The following is a 17,537-nucleotide window of genomic DNA, read 5'->3' as shown; positions in this document are numbered from 1 at the left end:
CTCGGGGAATTCTTTTGATTAACCGTTGAACACGTCCCTCGCAAAAGTATAGATTTCTCCTTTTTCTGTCAGGGTTGTGATGGTAACACCTTTGTACCGCACATTTAGCGGATTACCAAGCAGCGACTTTACTTCCACCGATACCAGCTCATTGTTTTCCCAAACGATGGACAATTCAAAACCGCCGCGACCTTTTATCCCGCTAATTTTCCCGCTGGAGATGGCCGAAGGCAAGGCCGGAAGAATGTCCTGAAAATAAATCCCTTTCGAATCCCGCAAATGCGACTGATGAAGCATCTCCGTAATTCCGGAAGTAGCGCCAAAATTTCCATCGATCTGGAAAGGCGGGTGTGCATCAAAAAGATTGGCATACAAACCGCCCTGGTCTTTTCCGGTTTCGGGATTCACAGAAGGCACCATCAGGTTTTTGAGCAACAGAAATGAATGATTGCCATCGAGCAAACGCGCCCAAAAGTTGATTTTCCAGGCTCGCGACCACCCGGTTCCTCCGTCACCCCGTTGGGCCAGCGTTGTTTTGCAAGCCTCTGCCAGTTCGGGTGTTGTTAAAGGATGAATTTCATTGCCGGGATGCAGGCCCCACAAATGCGAAACATGCCGGTGCTGGTTGTTCGGATCGTCCTTATCTTCCAGCCACTCCTGCAACTGTCCGTACTGCCCGATCTGGTTGGGCGCAATTTTTTCTCTTTTCGCGTTTAATTCTGCTACCAAATCATCGTCCACACCTAAAATTTGTGCAGCTTCCATTGTATTGGCAAAAAGCTCACGGATAATCTGGTGGTCCATCGTTGGCCCCATAACCAGTCCGCCGTTTTCGGGGCTGTTACTCGGACCGCTCACCAGCCACTCCGGGTGTTTTGGATCGGGAACCAGGTAGCCGGCAAAAAACCGCGACGCCTCTTTCAGAACCGGATAAACCGACTTCTTTAAGTATTCTTTATCTCCATTAAACTGGTAATGCCACCATAAATGCTGACTCAGCCACGCTCCTCCCGTTGGCCAGATGCCGTGATCTGCATTGTTGATGGGCGCTGCGCCCCGCCAGATATCGGTGTTGTGATGTGTTACCCAGCCTTCTTCGCTGTAATGCTCTTTGGCCACATTTTGCCCGGTTACAGACAAATCCTGCACCATGCTGATCAAAGGATCTGTCAACTCCGAAAGATTGGTCATCTCAGCCGGCCAGTAATTCATTTCCGTATTAATGTTGATAGTGTACTTGCTATCCCACGGCGGAGCCAGCCGGTCGTTCCAAATGCCCTGCAAATTGGCGGGTTGTGTTCCCGGCCGCGAAGACGAAATCAGCAAATAACGGCCAAACTGATACAACAAGGCCACCAGGCTTGGGTCTTCATCCTGTTTAAAGGTTGACAAACGTTCGCTGGTAGGGCGGTTGGACGCCTCCGACTTTCCAAGGTCAATGTTAACCCGCTTAAAGTACTTTTGATAATCGGTAATATGATTTTGCCTGATCTGCTCATACGATTTACCCTCCAGGTTGGCCAAATAATTTTCGCAACGTTTGGTTGGATCGCCGCTGATATCCTGATAATTGACAAAGCTGGTTGCTCCCACCAGGTAGAGCGTTACGGCATTGGCATTGGTCACCCTGATTTTTCCGTCTTCTTCGATCAGACCGCCTCCTTCGTTCACGATTTTCAGGCGGGCTTCGAAAGTAAGTTTACTTTCAGGATAAGGAGCGCCTGTTCTTACTTTTTCTGCCGGATAATTATTTACCCTGCCTTTCAGAATTACCTGGTCGCCCCTTACTAAAACCGTATAATCATCGTGCGGACAGGCAAGACCGGCCGAAAAATTGAGCTTCCCTCTTTTGCTTGCCGACAATCTCACAACAAGCGCTTGTTCCGGCTCCGAAGCAAAAATCTCACGTTTGTAGTTTACTTCATCCACATCGTAGCTTACGACAGAAACAGCATCTTCTAAATCCAGCTTTCTTTTGAAATTGCTTGCATTTTCGTGTCCCGGAAAATTGAGTAGAATATCGCCAAATGGCTGGTAAGAAAGTTGCCCCAACGGCTCCGACATAAAAGCTTCGTTACCGAGTCGGTGTGCTTCGTTCTGCTTCCCTTCCCAAAGTAGCTCGCGTAATTTATCCAATACCTTGTAAGCACCTTTGTGTGCATAATCGTGCGGCTGCCCTGTCCACAAGGTTTCTTCGTTAAACTGAATGACCTCATTTCCGGTTTTGCCGTAGATCATGGCCCCCAACCGTCCGTTTCCAATGGGTAGCGCTTCGGTCCAGCTTTCGGCGGGTTGATCGTACCAAAGAACCAATGAAGGGTCCAAAGCTTTTTCGGGTTCGGTATAAACAGAACATGAAAAGAACGATGCAAGCATCAGAATTGTAAAAAGGCAGATTCCGGGTTTCATTGTTGTAAGCTTAGTATTTGCAGCTACCAAACTTACAAATAAAATATTTTGGGATTTATTTCTTTTCCTTAATCAGCCCTTTTTCTTTGTAGCGATCGATAAACATCTGATCAAGCTCATCCGAATCCTTGTATTTCTCCCGGATTTGTATAAGTTGTTCCTTGAGTGATTCTACCACACCGACATAGGCCGGATCGTTGTATACGTTGTTTAATTCCAGCGAATCTTTCTGCCGGTCGTAAAGTTCCCATTCATCCACATCGTAATAGAAATGGGCCAGTTTAAACTCTTTTGTAACCATCCCATAGTGGCGTTTCACCATATGAAATCCCGGATATTCGTAATAATGATAATAAACTGCATCGCGGGTCCACTGGTCGTTTTTGCCTTCCATCAATGAAACCAGGCTTTCGCCCTGCATGTCATCCGGAGCTTGAACTCCCGCTGCCTCCAGAAATGTTTGTGCAAAGTCGAGGTTCTGCACCATCTCGTCCGATACCGATCCGGGCGCAATTTTCCCCGGCCACTTTACCAACAGCGGTGTTTTAAACGACTCGTTGTAGATAAAACGCTTGTCGAACCAGCCGTGTTCCCCGAGGTAAAATCCCTGGTCAGATGTATAAACCACCATTGTGTTTTCACTCAAGCCATTCTTGTCGAGGTAATCCAGCAGGCGGCCCACATTCTCGTCCACGGCCGCAATACACCCGAGGTAATCCTGCATGTATCGCTGGTATTTCCAACGCATAAAAGCCGAATCGTTCATGCTCGGATACAGTTGCGCAAATTCTTCGTTGATGGGTCCGTAAACCGCATCCCATTGTGCTTTTTGCGCTTCGGTAAAACGGGCATATTTACTTTTAAAAACGTTAAAACCCCATTCCGACGGTTCCTGAACCCCCAGTTCCCTGGCCACTTCCGGATAGATTTTGTTATCGGCCGAAACGGTCATGTGTTTCAGCAGATTCATTTCTGCCTCGCGGGCAGCAGTGCCTCTGCCTTTGTAATCGTCGAACAAGGTTTCGGGCTCCGGAAATGTTTTTTGGGTAAACTCACGGTAATGTCTTTCGGCCGGTAACCACTCGCGGTGCGGCGCTTTGTGCAAATACATCAGCATAAAAGGCTTTTCTTCCTTCCTTTTCCCCAGCCAGTCGAGCGTAAGATCAGTGATAATGTCCGTAACATATCCCTGGATGGTGGTGTCTCCCTGGCGCGTAATAAATTCCGGGTTATAATAATCGCCCTGATCCGGAAGAATCATAAATTCATCAAAGCCTTTGGGATTATTTCCGAAATGCAATTTCCCAAACATGGCGGTTTGATAACCGGCATCCTGCAACAACTGCGGAAAGGTAACATTGCTTGTATCAAACGGAAAATTGTTGTCGATCTTCCCGTGAATGTGCGTGTGTTTTCCGGTTAAAATCGTTGCCCTCGACGGCGCACAAATTGAATTGCTCACACACGCATTCGTGAAAAGCATTCCCTCGTCTGCAATCCGGTCGATATTCGGTGTTTCAATCAGTTTATCACTGTAAGCGCTGATGGCCTGGTAGGCATGATCGTCGCTCATAATAAAAATGATATTCGGCCTACCGGATTTTTCAGCTTTGGGCTGGCAGGAAAACAGTAAGCCGAAAGTCGCACCTGCCAGCACCCAAATTATCTTATTGATTTTTAGCACCATTTACATGATTTTACTCTAAACTGAATTTAGCTGATAACGAAGCATTGGAATCACCACCCACGAAAACGGTAAATTCACCGGGTTCAGCCGAAAATGAGAGATCAGAATGATAAAAGGCCAAATCTCCGGCACGCAGTGTAAACACTACTTCTTTGGTATCTCCCTTTGGAATAAATACTTTTTGGAAACCTTTTAACTCGCGCAACGGAAGGGTGATTGAAGCCACCTCGTCGCGTACATATAACTGCACCACTTCTTCGCCATCAAAATTACCGGTATTGGTCACTGAAACCGATACTTTTATTTCATCTGTATTGGTCAGTGTTGATTTATCCAGAACCAGTTCCTTGTACTCAAAACGGGTGTAGCTCAAGCCGTAACCAAAGGGAAAAAGCGGCGTATTTGAAACATCGAGGTAATTCGATTTAAACTTGGTAAACTGCTCGCCGTCCTGCGGTCTTCCCGTATTTCGCAGGGCATAGTAAATCGGAATTTGCCCAACATTGCGCGGGAATGTTGCCGTAAGTTTTCCGGATGGGTTGTAATCGCCAAAAATAACGTCAGCCAGTGCATTTCCGGTTTCCACGCCCGCATGCCACACTTGCAACAATGCGTCAGCCAGTTCGTTCTCTTCGCCAATGGTCATGGGGCGGCCACTCATATTAACCACTACCAGCGGTTTGCCGGTTTTGGCCAGGGCGCGCACCAGTTTCTTTTGGCACTCAGGAAGTGAAATATCCGTCAGGCTCGATGATTCTCCGGTCATTTCTGTTGCCTCTCCAACCACGGCTACCACCACGTCAGCTTTTTTTGCTGCTGCAAGAGCTTCATTGATCATAGCTTCGGGCGAACGTTCATCTATCTCGATTTTAGGCCCAAACACATTGATCTTGGCAGCAAATTCAGGATCATCAGAAATATTGGCGCCCCTGGCATAAAGAACATTCACGCTCTCGCCCACCACGTTTTCGAATCCTTCTTTTACAGTAACTGCGTATCTGGTTTCGCCGGTGGGCGCCCAGGTTCCGAGCATGTTGTTGCGGCTGTCAACCAGCGGACCTACCAACGCGATGGTTCCCGACTTTTTCAGCGGAAGCAGCTGCTCCTCGTTTTTCAGCAGAACCATGGTGCGTGCGGCAGCCTCGCGTGCCACTTTCCGGTTTTCAGCAGTGAGAATATCTTTTGCGGGGCGTGCATCGTCAAAATAGCGGTACGGATCGTCAAACAATCCCAGTTTGTATTTTGCTTCCAACACCCGGCGGCAAGCCAGGTTGATGTCTGCCTCGCTTACTTTTCCTTCTTCCAGCGATTTTTCAAGCGTGGTCAGAAAACCTTCCCCTACCATGTCCATATCAAGACCGGCTTTTAAAGCCAGCGCCGAAACAGCTTGTAAATCCCCCATTCCGTGGGCGATCATTTCGTTCACCGAAGTGTAATCCGAAACCACAAAGCCGTCGAAACCCCACTGATTACGCAGTACATCGGTAAGCAGCCATTTGTTTCCGGATGCAGGAACTCCGTCCACATCGTTAAACGACGACATCACACAGCCCACGCCTTCATCGACAGCAGCTTTGTAAGGAGGAAAATAATCGTTAAACATTCGCAGGCGGCTCATATCCACCGTATTGTAATCGCGACCAGCTTCGGAAGCGCCATACAAGGCAAAATGCTTCACGGTCGACATCATGGTGTTCGAACGTGTTAAATCATCTTGCTGATATCCTTTTACCATGGCCCTTGCAATTTGCGAGCCCAGGTAGGGATCTTCCCCCGAACCTTCTGAAATACGGCCCCAGCGAGGATCGCGTGAAATATCGACCATCGGCGAAAAGTTCCAGAAAATACCATCGGCGGTAGCTTCCTTTGCTGCAATTTGTGCTGTTTTTTCGATCAGTTCCATGTCCCACGAACTTGCCAAACCAAGCGGCAACGGGAAAGTGGTTTTGTAGCCGTGAATAACGTCTGAGCCAAACAACATGGGAATCCCCAAACGGCTTTCTTCCACCGCCAGTTTTTGCGCCTGGCGTGTTTTTTCGGGTCCGTAAACGCCAAAAATCCCACCTACCTGGCCGTTTTTAATTTTTGATTCCACGTCGGTACTCACCACCGAACCGGTCAGAATGCCTCCACCCGGAGTAACCAGATTCAACTGTCCAATTTTTTCCTGGATAGTCATTTTTGACATCAAATCATTCACGAATGCATCCATATCACTCTTGCCCGAACCGGACTCCTTGGGCTGACAGCTCATCAGCAATAATAAAGCGGGTAGTATAAAAATCAGTTTCTTCATTTTCCAAACATTTATTTTATTTCCTGAACAGGTAATTTTTCTGAAATTCCATTTTCATTAAAAGCTTCAATTGTAAAAAAGTAGCTTGTGTTTTTATCCAGACAGCGCATCAGTAATTCGGTATCATCGTACAATTGCCACGAATGGTAGAGCTTATCGGGGGCAATTCCCCAGCGAATGTTGTAGCCCTGCGCCCCTTTTACCGGATTCCAGCTGAGAGTGGCATCACGGCGGTCTTCTTCCCGTTTTACGGAAAAGCCTTTAACGGCCGACGGTTTTTTCCCAAATCCCAAACCAAATACGCGGATTTCGGACAAGGCCAGGTTGTTCCCGGGAACCTCTATGTTGTTGTACCGCACAAACCTGGCGCTAACAGGCTGGTTGAGTACGATGTATGCATTGGGCGAGTCCTTGTAACTATTGCTGCGGTCGACTACGGTTTGCCAATCGGTACCATTCTCAGATACTTCAATGGTAAACCGGTGACGCAAGCCTTCGGTACGGGTATAAATACCCGACTCGTGATCGTGATAATTCAACTGGAAGGCATAAATTTTCCCCGGATTCAGCATTTCAATCTTTACCCACTGCTGGTCGTTGTTGGCACTGGCCACCCAAAATGATTTCGGGTTTTCATCCGTCAGCACTTGTGAAAGAATTTCGCCTTCGCTGCTTTTCTCCAGCGGCATTTCGGTAATGTCGTAATCATTGTCAGTAGAAGTGCTCTTTTTGATCTGCATTTGCGACGAAGAAACGCTTGTTTTTCCCTTGTAGGAAAGCAACATCCAGCCGCAGTGCTCGCCTGCCTTGGTAGGGTGGTCGGGGCCAAAACGCGGATAATCTCCGTAAGCCGTGTTGGAATGCATCAGCCCCTCGTTGTCAAAATACGTTGGGAACATGCAAAGGCGCCTTTCCCAATGCGAATTCGAAGCCAGTGCCATGGTACCAAAATGCCAGTATTGTCCGTTGGTTTGCTTAACGGTTATTCCGTGCCCCGCGCCGTTGGTAAACCCACCGGGTTTGAAACTCATGGGGTTATTTTTCATATAAGTGAAGGGCCCCAGCGGCGAATCACCGATGTAGACGCCGTCTCCGTAAACATTAAATTGTGTTCCGGGAGCTGCGTACTGCAAATAATATTTTCCGTTGTGTTTGGTCATCGAAGCCCCTTCCATGTACCCTTCCTTTAACGTAGGATGGAAGTTGTTCTCGCCAAAACGTTCCCAGCCGTGTTCTTCCTCGTCGAGGTTGATCAGGTCGGCTTTTACTCCGGTTTCCAGCATCCGGTCGTCTTTGTTCAGTTCCTTCACCCGGATCGGATACACGTTTGAAGATCCCCAATACAGGTAGGTTTTCCCGTCGTCGTCAATAAACAATTCAGAATCCTGAATATTATTGCTGATCGATGCCGTGGGTGTCCACTTTCCGCTTTTGGGATCATCGGTATAAAGAATGCTTCCGTAACCGGCCGGATCGCCGGCAAAGTACACCAACGAGTCTTTGTAATTAAAAGCTGTTGGTGCGTTGCAACCTTCGAAAAACCACTGAACCGGTTTGATAAAGTTCCAATTTACCAGGTCGGTGGAATGCCAGTAGCCAAAAGAGCGGGTGACGAACATGTAGTATTCACCGCGGAATTCAATCACCGCCGGATCGGCACCCGAACGATAGGATATATTTCTGGCGGAGTTATAAACCATGTAGGTATAATCAATATCCAGCGGATTGCAATACGTTTGCGGAACTATTTCCTGCGTCCAAGCCGTACTCAACGAAAGAGTTAACGCGGCTATTGTTACTGCCAACTTATGTTTTGCCCAAAGTAAATTCATCGCATCTGTATTATTTCGTCAGGTACTGGCTTTCAAAACCCAGTTTCCTAAGCCCGGCCTGCACATCCTTGTTTTTCATGAATAAATCCCACAGCATTCCGCTCCGGTAGTTCTCAATCATTACCGGAATGGGGCCCTGGTCAATGGCCAGGTAGCGTGGTAAATACCAGTCATGCTCCTGACTGTACGCATCGTAGGGGCCATATTTCCCCACCAGTGAATCGGCTTCGAGGTAGAGGTATTTCAAAAACCGCATCGACTCTTCCGGAGTGTACGGGAAAGAAGAAAGCGCTGCTGTGGGTGAGATTACGCCCAAATCCAACTCGCCCGGATGATGCCCTGCATACCCGTTTATTGAATAGCTGGAAGTCATTCCCCACTGGTTTTCTCCGTAGCCTTTGAATTGCTTTGGATTATCCACACAATACCTGTAATGAATCAAGGCCTGGTTCTGGTTCAGTTTCCAGTAATCGGCATACTTGTCTTTTAATCCTTTTGGGTTCAGCCCCAGGTAGGAATAGTGTGCCCAAAACATGGGGCCGGTCGGATCGTCGCCGTGTTCGTAAAAATTAAGCACCGTATTCAACCCGTAGTACACGGTGTCGTTGGCAATTGCTCCGTTCAATGCCCAGCCTTTGTCGTACACTGCCGGCTCGATGGAATGAGTTGGGGAAGCCGCTGCCAGAACATACATGATCAGACACTCGTTGTAGCCGCCCACCGGGAAATTCATTTCCCAGCCGTAATTAGGCGACCAGTGCCAGTACAAAACATCTTCGCCTTTGGTGTACCAGGTCCAGTCCACTTCTTCCCAAAGTTGTTGAATATCGGCCACCAATTGTTGCTCGGCCTCGTTTCCGTCTTTGTAATATTCGGCCACCGTTAAAAGTCCCTGGATCATAAAAGCAGTTTCCACCAGGTCGCCACCGTCATCCTTTTTACTAAACGGATGAGTTTTTCCGCTGGGTCCATCAAGCCAATGCGGCCAGGCGCCGTAAAAACGATCAGCTTTTGCCAGATAGTCCACAATTTTCCGGTAGCGTTCCAAAGCCTGTTCCCGGGTAATAAACCCTCTTTCAACCCCTACCAGAATGGCCATCACTCCAAAGCCTGAACCTCCGAGTGTAACCACGTCCTGGTCGTTTTGCGGATAAATGTTGTCCATATGAATACGCTCGCGCGCCATGCCCGAAGTAGGCTCTGCGCCTTCCCAGAAATACTGGAAAGTCTGGTATTGAATCTGCGTTAGCAAAGAGTCTTCGAGGCTTTGAGGACTTTGTTGCACAGTTCCCTCTGTTGTTTTGTTACGGGTGCCACACGCAGCAAGCGTCAGCAATAAAAAAGCGATTATGTTTAATTTAAGTACCTTCATGTCAATATGTAAATCCTAGTTTTGTTAAACCTGCCTGTACTTCGGGGCACGACATCAGTAAATCCCAGATGAGCCCGGTACGGTAATTTTCTATCATCACAACAATCGGTCCCTGGTCGATGGCCAGAAACGAACCGGCTGTCCAGCTTTCCGTTACATTAAAAGCATCGTAAAATCCATAGTCTCCCCACAACTTGTCGCCCAGCTGGTAATAAAAGAAGCGAAGCGCCTGCATCGATTCATCGGGCGTAAAAGGTATGGATGAAATGGCCGCAGTCGGGGTAATTACGCCCAAATCGTTGGTGGGCGACTGTGCCGAGTATCCGTCGTGGTTGTCGCTGGCAGTCAGGCCCCAGCAATCGGCACTGTATCCCACATAGTTTTTGGGATTCTGTATGCAGTATTCCCGGTTGATCAAGGTATGGTTTCTGTTTTGTTCCCAGTAATTGCCATACTGATCCGACAAATTGGTTGGGTCTATTCCCAAAAACGAGTAGTGAGCAAAAAACAGGGGACCGCCGTAATCGTATCCAAGCGGCAACTTAATTCCGTAGAATTCTTTCCCGTTTTTGATGGAGCCGTTTTTCGCCCAGCCCTGATGGTAAACATCTGCAGAAACCGGATGCGTTGCGGAAGAAGCCGCCATTATGTAGGTAATCAGCGCTTCGTTGTAGCCCTGAATTTTCATGTTCATATCCCAGCCGTAATTGGGCGACCAGTGCCAGTACAACACATTTTGCCCGCCACGTGTGTACCAATCCCACTCAATGGAATTCCATAACGTATTGATCTTCCCGATCAACGCATTTTCTTCGGAATCTGACGGATTGAGGTACTGACGGGCAGCCAGCAGGCCCGCGGCCATAAAAGAAGTCTCCACCAAATCGCCGCCATTGTCTTTGGTGCTGAAAGGCAGCGCTTTTCCGGTTGTTCCGTTCAGCCAGTGCGACCATGCTCCGTGAAAACGATCGGCATTTCCAAGAAATTCGACCATGGTTTGCAGTCGCTCCACACCTTCGGCCCTTGTAATAAAACCGCGTTCAATCCCTACCAGTATTGCCATCACTCCAAAACCTGAACCTCCGGTTGTAACGGTTTCGTTCGATGAATTCCGCTCGCGCGCCAATCCACTCACCGGATGTCCAAAATCCCAAAAATATTTAAAAGTCTGTTCCTGTACCTTCGTTAAAAGTTCTTCGTCGCTTACTACAGGAAATTTTGGAGCAGGATCAATTTCAGTATAGAAATTCATGTTCATCCCTTCAAAAGGCTTTCCGATCCTGTCTTCGACATTGGCAGAAATGGAAAGCGTATGTTTTGAAAATCCGTCCAGTGCTTGGGTTACTGTAACGGAAATTGTTTTTTCGTCGATTTGAGTAAGCGAATAAGCCACGCCGGAGCCACCCGTTCGATAAGAGACATAGGGTGCCAGATCGTCTTTGCTTATTGGCGTATTGAAATTCAGGGTAATTTCCGGTTCCCTGCTAACTTCCTTGATTCGGGTTAGCAGATTGACCGGATTGTTACCGATCAGTACCGATTCAAGCGCCAGCGGCACTGTCAGCGTTTTAAAAGAGTAAGTGCGCGCATCAAGCGTTTCGTTTTTCTCCCCTTTTATCCCGCTTAGTATTTGGAGTGTGTAAGTTGAATTTTCGTCGAATGCCGGATGAGCCAGTTTAACAAGCTGGTTCTGGCTAAAAAAACTCTTTGTCAGCTCTATTTCCTGATTCGCAGCGTCAAGTAAGCGAATATTTTCGTTAACCGATGCAGTATTTACCGCCTTATCGAATTTGATTTCAATGGGTTCTGCCAATGAAATGTTCACATTGCTCCCGTTCTCAACCAGGGCCGACTCTCCAATGTAAACGTAGGTAATTCCCAGTTTTTCCGGCACCGGCTCTGAACCTGAATCATCTTTACTGCAAGAAAAGAACAGCAAAGAGCTAACAAAAAATAGCAGGAAAATAGTACGCATCAGTAGTAAGAAAAATCCTATTAAAAGTAGTAACGTTCAGTTGAAAAATGACCCCTCCGTATTTCTACGGCGGGGTCTGATAAGATCGCTGGATACGAAGGCGGTTTATCATCAACCGTCCTTCAATATCCGTATTACTTTATCGGCCGTAAGGGCTTTCTAAAAAAACTCTTCCACCATACTCTGGCTCCAATGAAGCCTCCATTCAGAGAACCCTTGAATTACCAACATAATGGATCGTTCTTTGATCACTGGTTAATTCAGTAAACCCAGCAGATCAATTTCAGCCAGAGTAAGCACCCGGTCGTAAATCAGCAGTTCGTCCATTTTACTTTCGTCAGACAAGTGATTCCAGTTGGCAAACCTTGGCGCACCCGACATAATCGACAGCATATCACAACCTGTCCAGTCTACTCCGCTAAATGTATCTTCTTTCACCAATACTCCGTCAATGTACACTTTGGCTCCGGTAGCTGAAATCGTGAACACAAAATGAACCCATTCAGTAGTTGCCGGATTAACCCGTGCAGCAGCACCTCCGTCAAACCATTTATCAGATGTTCCGTTTCCTGCATTCAGCTTAAATTGCTGCAGTCCGCCTCCATTTTCCCTAAAGAATCGGAAACCGAACTTCCGACTGTTGTCGAAATTGGGGTTTTCCGGGCTCATCACCAGAACACCAGCTCTGTCAGTCGCCTGTGTAGCAGTAACATTCAGGAAAAAGCTTGCGCTAAATTCCGGGAACTGAAGTCCTGTGCCATCAAAAGTCAGGTACGAATCGGGCGCACCCACATAGCATCCGCCATCAACACCACCGGTACCCAGTGAAGGCGTACCAACAACCGTTGCTGCAACAGAACTCACTTCGTCCACATAGTTGCCATTGAAAGCCATGTGGAACACTGCTTCGTTCATCAAGTCCCTGATGGTATTGATTTTCTTGAAATTTATGGTTTGAGTGGTTGACTTTCCGGCCATATCCGTGGCCACAATCTCAAGAACGTGATCTCCCAGGCCCAATTCTTCCGCATAAGCACCAATAAACCTTCTGTAATCTTTAAATTGATCGTACGATCCAAGCAATGTGCCATTCAACTGAACACTAACCGATTTCAGTTCGATATCGTCCGCCACTTCGAATTGAATGCTCACTTCTGATACATCAGACGGTGCATTTACATCACCTGCCGGTGAAGTTACCGTAACCACAGGACCGGACTCATCCGTTCCCGGGTCAACTTTTGATATCTCGTCGATATAACTCTGTTCACATGCATTGAGCACGAATAAGCTCAACACAACTATTACTATTTTACTATATGTCTTCATTTTCAGTTCGTTTTATTGGATTCCGTCGGCTAATTGAGGCAACTCAGCAACCTGGTCGGCCGGGAAAGGCAGATAGGCTTTGTCCATCGTAAAGGTTTTCCCTTCGTGTGTCAGTTCAGCAGTATTTTTGGTTCTCACCATATCGTAATAGCGAATGCCCCACTCCATTGCCAGCTCTGCAAACTTCTCATCCAAAACAACTTCGGTGGTAACATTTGACAAACTTCCCATTCCGGCGCGGTTTCTTACCAGGTTAACCGCATCTGCTGCGCTCAACGATAAACTGCTGGTAGCTCCACGGGTTAAGGCCTCGGAGTACATCAACAACATTTCGGCATACCTGATCACAATAAAGTTCTTGTTACTGCCAAACTCCAGGCGCCCTTCAATAAGTTCGGTTGACGGTTGAATGTGTTTGCCACTGGCAAATTTCAAACGGGCATTGTTGTTGAAAATATCACCTTCCCGGTTTTTATTACTGATCCATGCCGGCAAGGTACCATGTTCGTTCTGAAGCTGGGTAATACCGTCGGGCGTGAAAACAACACTGGTTTCCAAACGCACGGTTTCACCTCTGTCGAGCATGAATTCGATGTACTTTTTGGTAGGCGCGTAAAATCCCCAACCATCTTTGGCACCGGTAACAACCGGAGTCCAGCCACCAATGCCAAACGGAGCAAACAAGAAAGAAAAACGCTCTCCTTCTCCCTGATTAAAATCGGAATACTGGAATTCCATGATGATCTCGTCATCCAGCTTGCCGGCCTTTTTAAAGAGGTGATAATAGTCGTTGGCCAATTCATATTCGCCCGAACCAATTATTTCAGACGTAGCATCTGCCACTCCCTGGTAGTTTTCCATTTCCTGGTAAGCCAATGCCATTAAAGCATAAGCAGTATAGCGCGTCATACCACCTTTAACATCGGTTCTTTTGTTCGGATTTACTGCCGGCAAATTGGGAATAACAGCATTCATTTCATCCACAATGTACTGCATTACGGCAGCTTTGTTACTTACCGGTGTATTTTGAATATTGTCCAATTCGTCAATTACAATACAGCCACCAAAAGTTCTGGCTACGTCTAAATACAGGTAAGCCCTGATCACACGACATTCTGCCAAATACTGATCTGTCAGCGCATCGTTGTTGGCTGCTGCTCTGTATTTTTCAATTTCAGTCATGGCTGAAAAAGTGTTTACAATATCATCGTAATGCCCCTTCCAGACAGAGTTCGGATTCCAGTGACTGGGCAGGTATTTGAATGCATCTTGCTCCTGCATGGCTACCTGGTCGCCGGCTGCATCAACATCATCGCCCCTGATACCAAGAGTAATTGGTTCTTCCCAGCCACGTGTGTACAATCCGTGGTACGCCCCTAACAAAGGCTTTATCATATCAGCACCAACGGTATAATCCACATCACTGGTAAACGCTTCGTCTTCAAACGGTTTGTCCAGATTATCCAAACAACTGGTTACCGAAATCATCACCAGCCCGCCCATTACAAAGGGCAAATAGTTTTTTATTATTTGTTTTAGTCTCATCGCTGTGGAATTTAAAATTTAAGATTAAGTCCCACTGTATAAACTGCGGGAACCGGGTAAAACTGACGGTCTATACCGTTCGGAACTTCCGGGTTAAAGCCATTGTACTTAAATATTGTCAAAGGCCTTTCGGCTGTGAAATAAACTCTTGCATCCGGCATTCCTTGTCCAAACAGTTCAGCTCCTTTAATATTATAAGCTACCTGAACGTTTTGGATGCGGAAGAAAGAACCGTCTTCTACCAGGAAGTCGCTGAAATTCTGGTTCCATCCGCGTCTCAATCCCGAAGCAGAAGGATATTTGTTCGATGTTCCTTCACCGTTCCACAAGCCTGTTGCAAGATCGGCATCAATGTTTGTATCGTTTGTCCAGATGATTTCACCTCTTTTTCTGTTGAGGATCTTATTTCCGCCCTGGCCCATGATGTTCATCGAGAAATCGAAATTTTTATACGACAATCCTACAAATCCACCATAAGTGAAGGTCGGAATGTAAGACCCGAGAAATACTTTGTCTTTATCGTCCAGCACCTCATCGTTGTTCTGGTTTTTAAATTTCAAATCGCCGGGAACAAGGTTATTGGCCACCGCAATCGGGTCAGCATCAATCTCGGCCTGGTTTTGGTACACACCTTCCACCTCGTAGCCATAGAAAGAAAGCAAGGGCTCACCCACCTGCGAGCGCTGACGAAACTCTGCACTACCACCATTTATGTAGGATTGTCCGTAAAGGTCGCGCACTTCGTTTTTCATGGTGGCAAAGTTTCCACCAATAGTATATTTAAGATCTTTGGAAATCTCTCCGTTCCACGTTAAAGCCATTTCAAAACCTGAATTCCGAATGGTACCAACATTTCGCAAAACACTTCCCGACTGCAATTTCAGACTTACAGGAATAGCTGCATTTTCGGTATCACGGATATAAAAGTCTGATTCGATACTCAAACGGTTGTTAAACAGCTCGGCATTAAATCCAATGTTTGTCCCCGTTACGGTTTCCCATCCCAGATAACCAAAGGTACTGGTAGTAACGGCGCCGTTTAACTGTGCATCGCCAATGGCAATGTAAACCGGGTTGGTTGTATTGGCTCCGTCCTGACGGGTAATCCTGTCGTTTCCAAGTTTACCCCAACCACCACGTAACTTGAGGTAGTTGATAAACCGTACGTCCTGGAAGAAATCTTCTTCCGACACTACCCAACCCAAGCCAAAGGCCGGGAAGGTTCCCCATTTTTCCTGGTACTTCGAAGTTCCTTCACGACGAAGCGTAAAATAAGCAATGTAGCGGTTATCGTAGTTGTAAGATGCCCTTCCGAAGAAAGAAAGACCATAAATTCTTTCAGCAGCATCGTCTACCTGTTTCGACGATTCGGACTGAGATTGCCCGATATACCACGAATTCTCGTTTAACGGAATATCCTGTGCTGAGCCCCCCAGGTAATCATGCCATTCATCGCGGTACGAAGTTCCGGCCATTACCGAGAAATTATGTTTTCCCAAGCTTTCGTTGTAAGTCAGCGTATTGTCAAGAAACTGGTTCACGTCAGTTGTTCTGGAAGAAGAAATACTGGAAAGACTTACGCTGGAGGAATTGGTGATGTAATACGGCAAGCCAACATTTCGGGCTTTGAGAAACATCATCGATACATTGTAGTTCGACTTAAACGACAATTTACCGGGGATCAGGTCAATCTGTGCGTAAATTCCTGAAAGCACTTTCCGGATATCCTGCCTGTTATTGTTATAAGCCAGACTCAAAAATGGATTTTGTGAGCCTCTGTAACCCAACAACTGAGCACTTGAATAATGGCTTGCATTCGACTGCCCCATTTCAAGCAAGCTTTCGTAATTCTGGTCGTCATAAACCGGCAGAATCGGAACGGCATGGTAGGCACTGAACCAGGCGGCATCGTTCCCAATGTAGCGGATTCCGTTGCTTAAGCTGAAATTCGTTCCTACTTTTAACCAGTCGTTTGCCTGATGATCAATCTTTGAACGAATATTCATTCTCTGGTAGGAATTTTCTGTCTCAAGCAAACCTTCCTGCTCAAAATAGTTAATACCCATCGAGTAACTCGTTTTATTATTCCCGCCAAACACCGTTAACGAATGGTTCTGCTGAATGGCATGAGATTTCATGATTTCGGCATACCAGTCAGTATTTACATCCGGTACATTCGGGTTAATCCGGCTTCTGCCGTAGCGTTGCATCGCATTGGCAACAAAACTTATGTCAGCCGGGTCTCCGGTTTGATTCACATAGTTAACAAATTGCTCGGCATTGGCCATCTTCATCACATTCTGCGGAACCTGAACACCAAAATACCCTTCGTAAGTAACGGTTGATTTAGAGTTTAAGGAACCTTGCTTGGTGGTGATAAGTACAACTCCGTTGGCTGCCCGAACACCATAGATGGCAGAAGCTGAAGCATCTTTTAAAACCGATAATGTTTCGATGTCTGAAGGATTCAGAAAATCAATGTTATCGAAATATATTCCATCTACTACGTATAACGGAGACGAATTACTGCTGCCGGGAAATGATCCGACACCCCTGATCCGAACCGTTGGTTCGCCACCGGGAGCTCCGGCACTTACAATTTGTACTCCGGCAACTTTCCCCTGCAAAGCCTGCATGGCCTGTCCTGCCGGTGTTTTTACCAGTTCGTCTGATTTAATGGTTGTAATGGACGATGTGAGGTCTTTTACTTTAAGCTCTCCATAACCAACTACAACCACTTCTTCCAGCCCGATAACATCCTCTTTCATCTCCAGGTTAATTACCGTGGATTGAGTGACAGCAAATTCCTGTGGAAGGAATCCGATAAAGCTGAATATTACTTTTGCTCCTGTAGAGACTTGTAACGTATAGTTACCATCGATATCGGTTACAGTACCATTGGTGGTTCCTTTTTCCAATACCGATACACCCGGTAGCGCTAATCCTGTATCATCAACAACCTTCCCCGAAATCGAAAGTTTTTCCTGGGCGAACAAGGTTGTAAACGAAAACAGAAGGATTAAAATGAATAATGGTTTTCGCATAACTATAAAATTTGAATTAGTTTGAACTCAAAAATATGGCAGATGGAA

General features: G+C 46.7%; 9 protein-coding genes. All 9 read right to left on the bottom strand.

What is annotated here, in order from left to right; genetic code table 11:
- Positions 1-18 precede the first annotated feature (18 nt).
- Positions 19-2,409 (bottom strand): glycoside hydrolase family 95 protein, encoded by a 2,391-nt coding sequence (locus D1614_RS03280; RefSeq protein ID WP_119436466.1) that lies wholly within the window; start codon positions 2,407-2,409, stop codon positions 19-21.
- A 55-nt stretch (positions 2,410-2,464) separates the two neighbouring features.
- Positions 2,465-4,096 (bottom strand): sulfatase family protein, encoded by a 1,632-nt coding sequence (locus tag D1614_RS03275; RefSeq protein ID WP_119436465.1) that lies wholly within the window; start codon positions 4,094-4,096, stop codon positions 2,465-2,467.
- Between the two features lie 10 nt (positions 4,097-4,106).
- Entirely contained in the window at positions 4,107-6,392 is a 2,286-nt protein-coding gene (gene bglX, locus D1614_RS03270) for a beta-glucosidase BglX (protein ID WP_119436464.1), read from the bottom strand.
- 11 nt (positions 6,393-6,403) lie between these two features.
- Positions 6,404-8,224, bottom strand: a complete 1,821-nt coding sequence (locus tag D1614_RS03265; RefSeq protein WP_119436463.1) for a family 43 glycosylhydrolase — start codon at positions 8,222-8,224, stop codon at positions 6,404-6,406.
- Between the two features lie 10 nt (positions 8,225-8,234).
- Positions 8,235-9,596 (bottom strand): glucoamylase family protein, encoded by a 1,362-nt coding sequence (locus D1614_RS03260; RefSeq protein ID WP_119436462.1) that lies wholly within the window; start codon positions 9,594-9,596, stop codon positions 8,235-8,237.
- Between the two features lies 1 nt (position 9,597).
- Complete coding sequence (locus tag D1614_RS03255; RefSeq protein WP_241558074.1) at positions 9,598-11,490, bottom strand: glucoamylase family protein; 1,893 nt, start codon at positions 11,488-11,490, stop codon at positions 9,598-9,600.
- 336 nt (positions 11,491-11,826) lie between these two features.
- The gene (locus tag D1614_RS03250) at positions 11,827-12,900 is read right to left on the bottom strand and encodes a LamG domain-containing protein (RefSeq protein WP_119436460.1); all 1,074 of its coding nucleotides are present in this window, start codon (positions 12,898-12,900) and stop codon (positions 11,827-11,829) included.
- Between the two features lie 12 nt (positions 12,901-12,912).
- Positions 12,913-14,445, bottom strand: coding sequence for a RagB/SusD family nutrient uptake outer membrane protein (locus D1614_RS03245; RefSeq protein WP_119436459.1), 1,533 nt, complete (start codon positions 14,443-14,445; stop codon positions 12,913-12,915).
- A gap of 11 nt (positions 14,446-14,456) precedes the next feature.
- A complete protein-coding gene (locus D1614_RS03240) occupies positions 14,457-17,489 on the bottom strand; it encodes a SusC/RagA family TonB-linked outer membrane protein (protein ID WP_119436458.1) in 3,033 nt (1,010 codons plus the stop codon).
- Positions 17,490-17,537: the final 48 nt, after the last annotated feature.

Source organism: Maribellus luteus (genome assembly GCF_003576475.1).
Taxonomy (GTDB): domain Bacteria; phylum Bacteroidota; class Bacteroidia; order Bacteroidales; family Prolixibacteraceae; genus Draconibacterium; species Draconibacterium luteum.
The sequence above is the reverse complement of the archived record's forward strand: the minus strand, read 5'-3'. Positions and strand labels throughout refer to the sequence as shown.

What these genes read in the sequence shown, in the direction of transcription:
- D1614_RS03280 (WP_119436466.1), bottom strand. Translation starts at nt 2,409, where the DNA reads ATGAAACCCGGAATCTGCCTTTTTACAATTCTGATGCTTGCATCGTTC.
- D1614_RS03275 (WP_119436465.1), bottom strand. Translation starts at nt 4,096, where the DNA reads ATGGTGCTAAAAATCAATAAGATAATTTGGGTGCTGGCAGGTGCGACT.
- bglX (WP_119436464.1), bottom strand. Translation starts at nt 6,392, where the DNA reads ATGAAGAAACTGATTTTTATACTACCCGCTTTATTATTGCTGATGAGC.
- D1614_RS03265 (WP_119436463.1), bottom strand. Translation starts at nt 8,224, where the DNA reads ATGAATTTACTTTGGGCAAAACATAAGTTGGCAGTAACAATAGCCGCG.
- D1614_RS03260 (WP_119436462.1), bottom strand. Translation starts at nt 9,596, where the DNA reads ATGAAGGTACTTAAATTAAACATAATCGCTTTTTTATTGCTGACGCTT.
- D1614_RS03250 (WP_119436460.1), bottom strand. Translation starts at nt 12,900, where the DNA reads ATGAAGACATATAGTAAAATAGTAATAGTTGTGTTGAGCTTATTCGTG.
- D1614_RS03245 (WP_119436459.1), bottom strand. Translation starts at nt 14,445, where the DNA reads ATGAGACTAAAACAAATAATAAAAAACTATTTGCCCTTTGTAATGGGC.
- D1614_RS03240 (WP_119436458.1), bottom strand. Translation starts at nt 17,489, where the DNA reads ATGCGAAAACCATTATTCATTTTAATCCTTCTGTTTTCGTTTACAACC.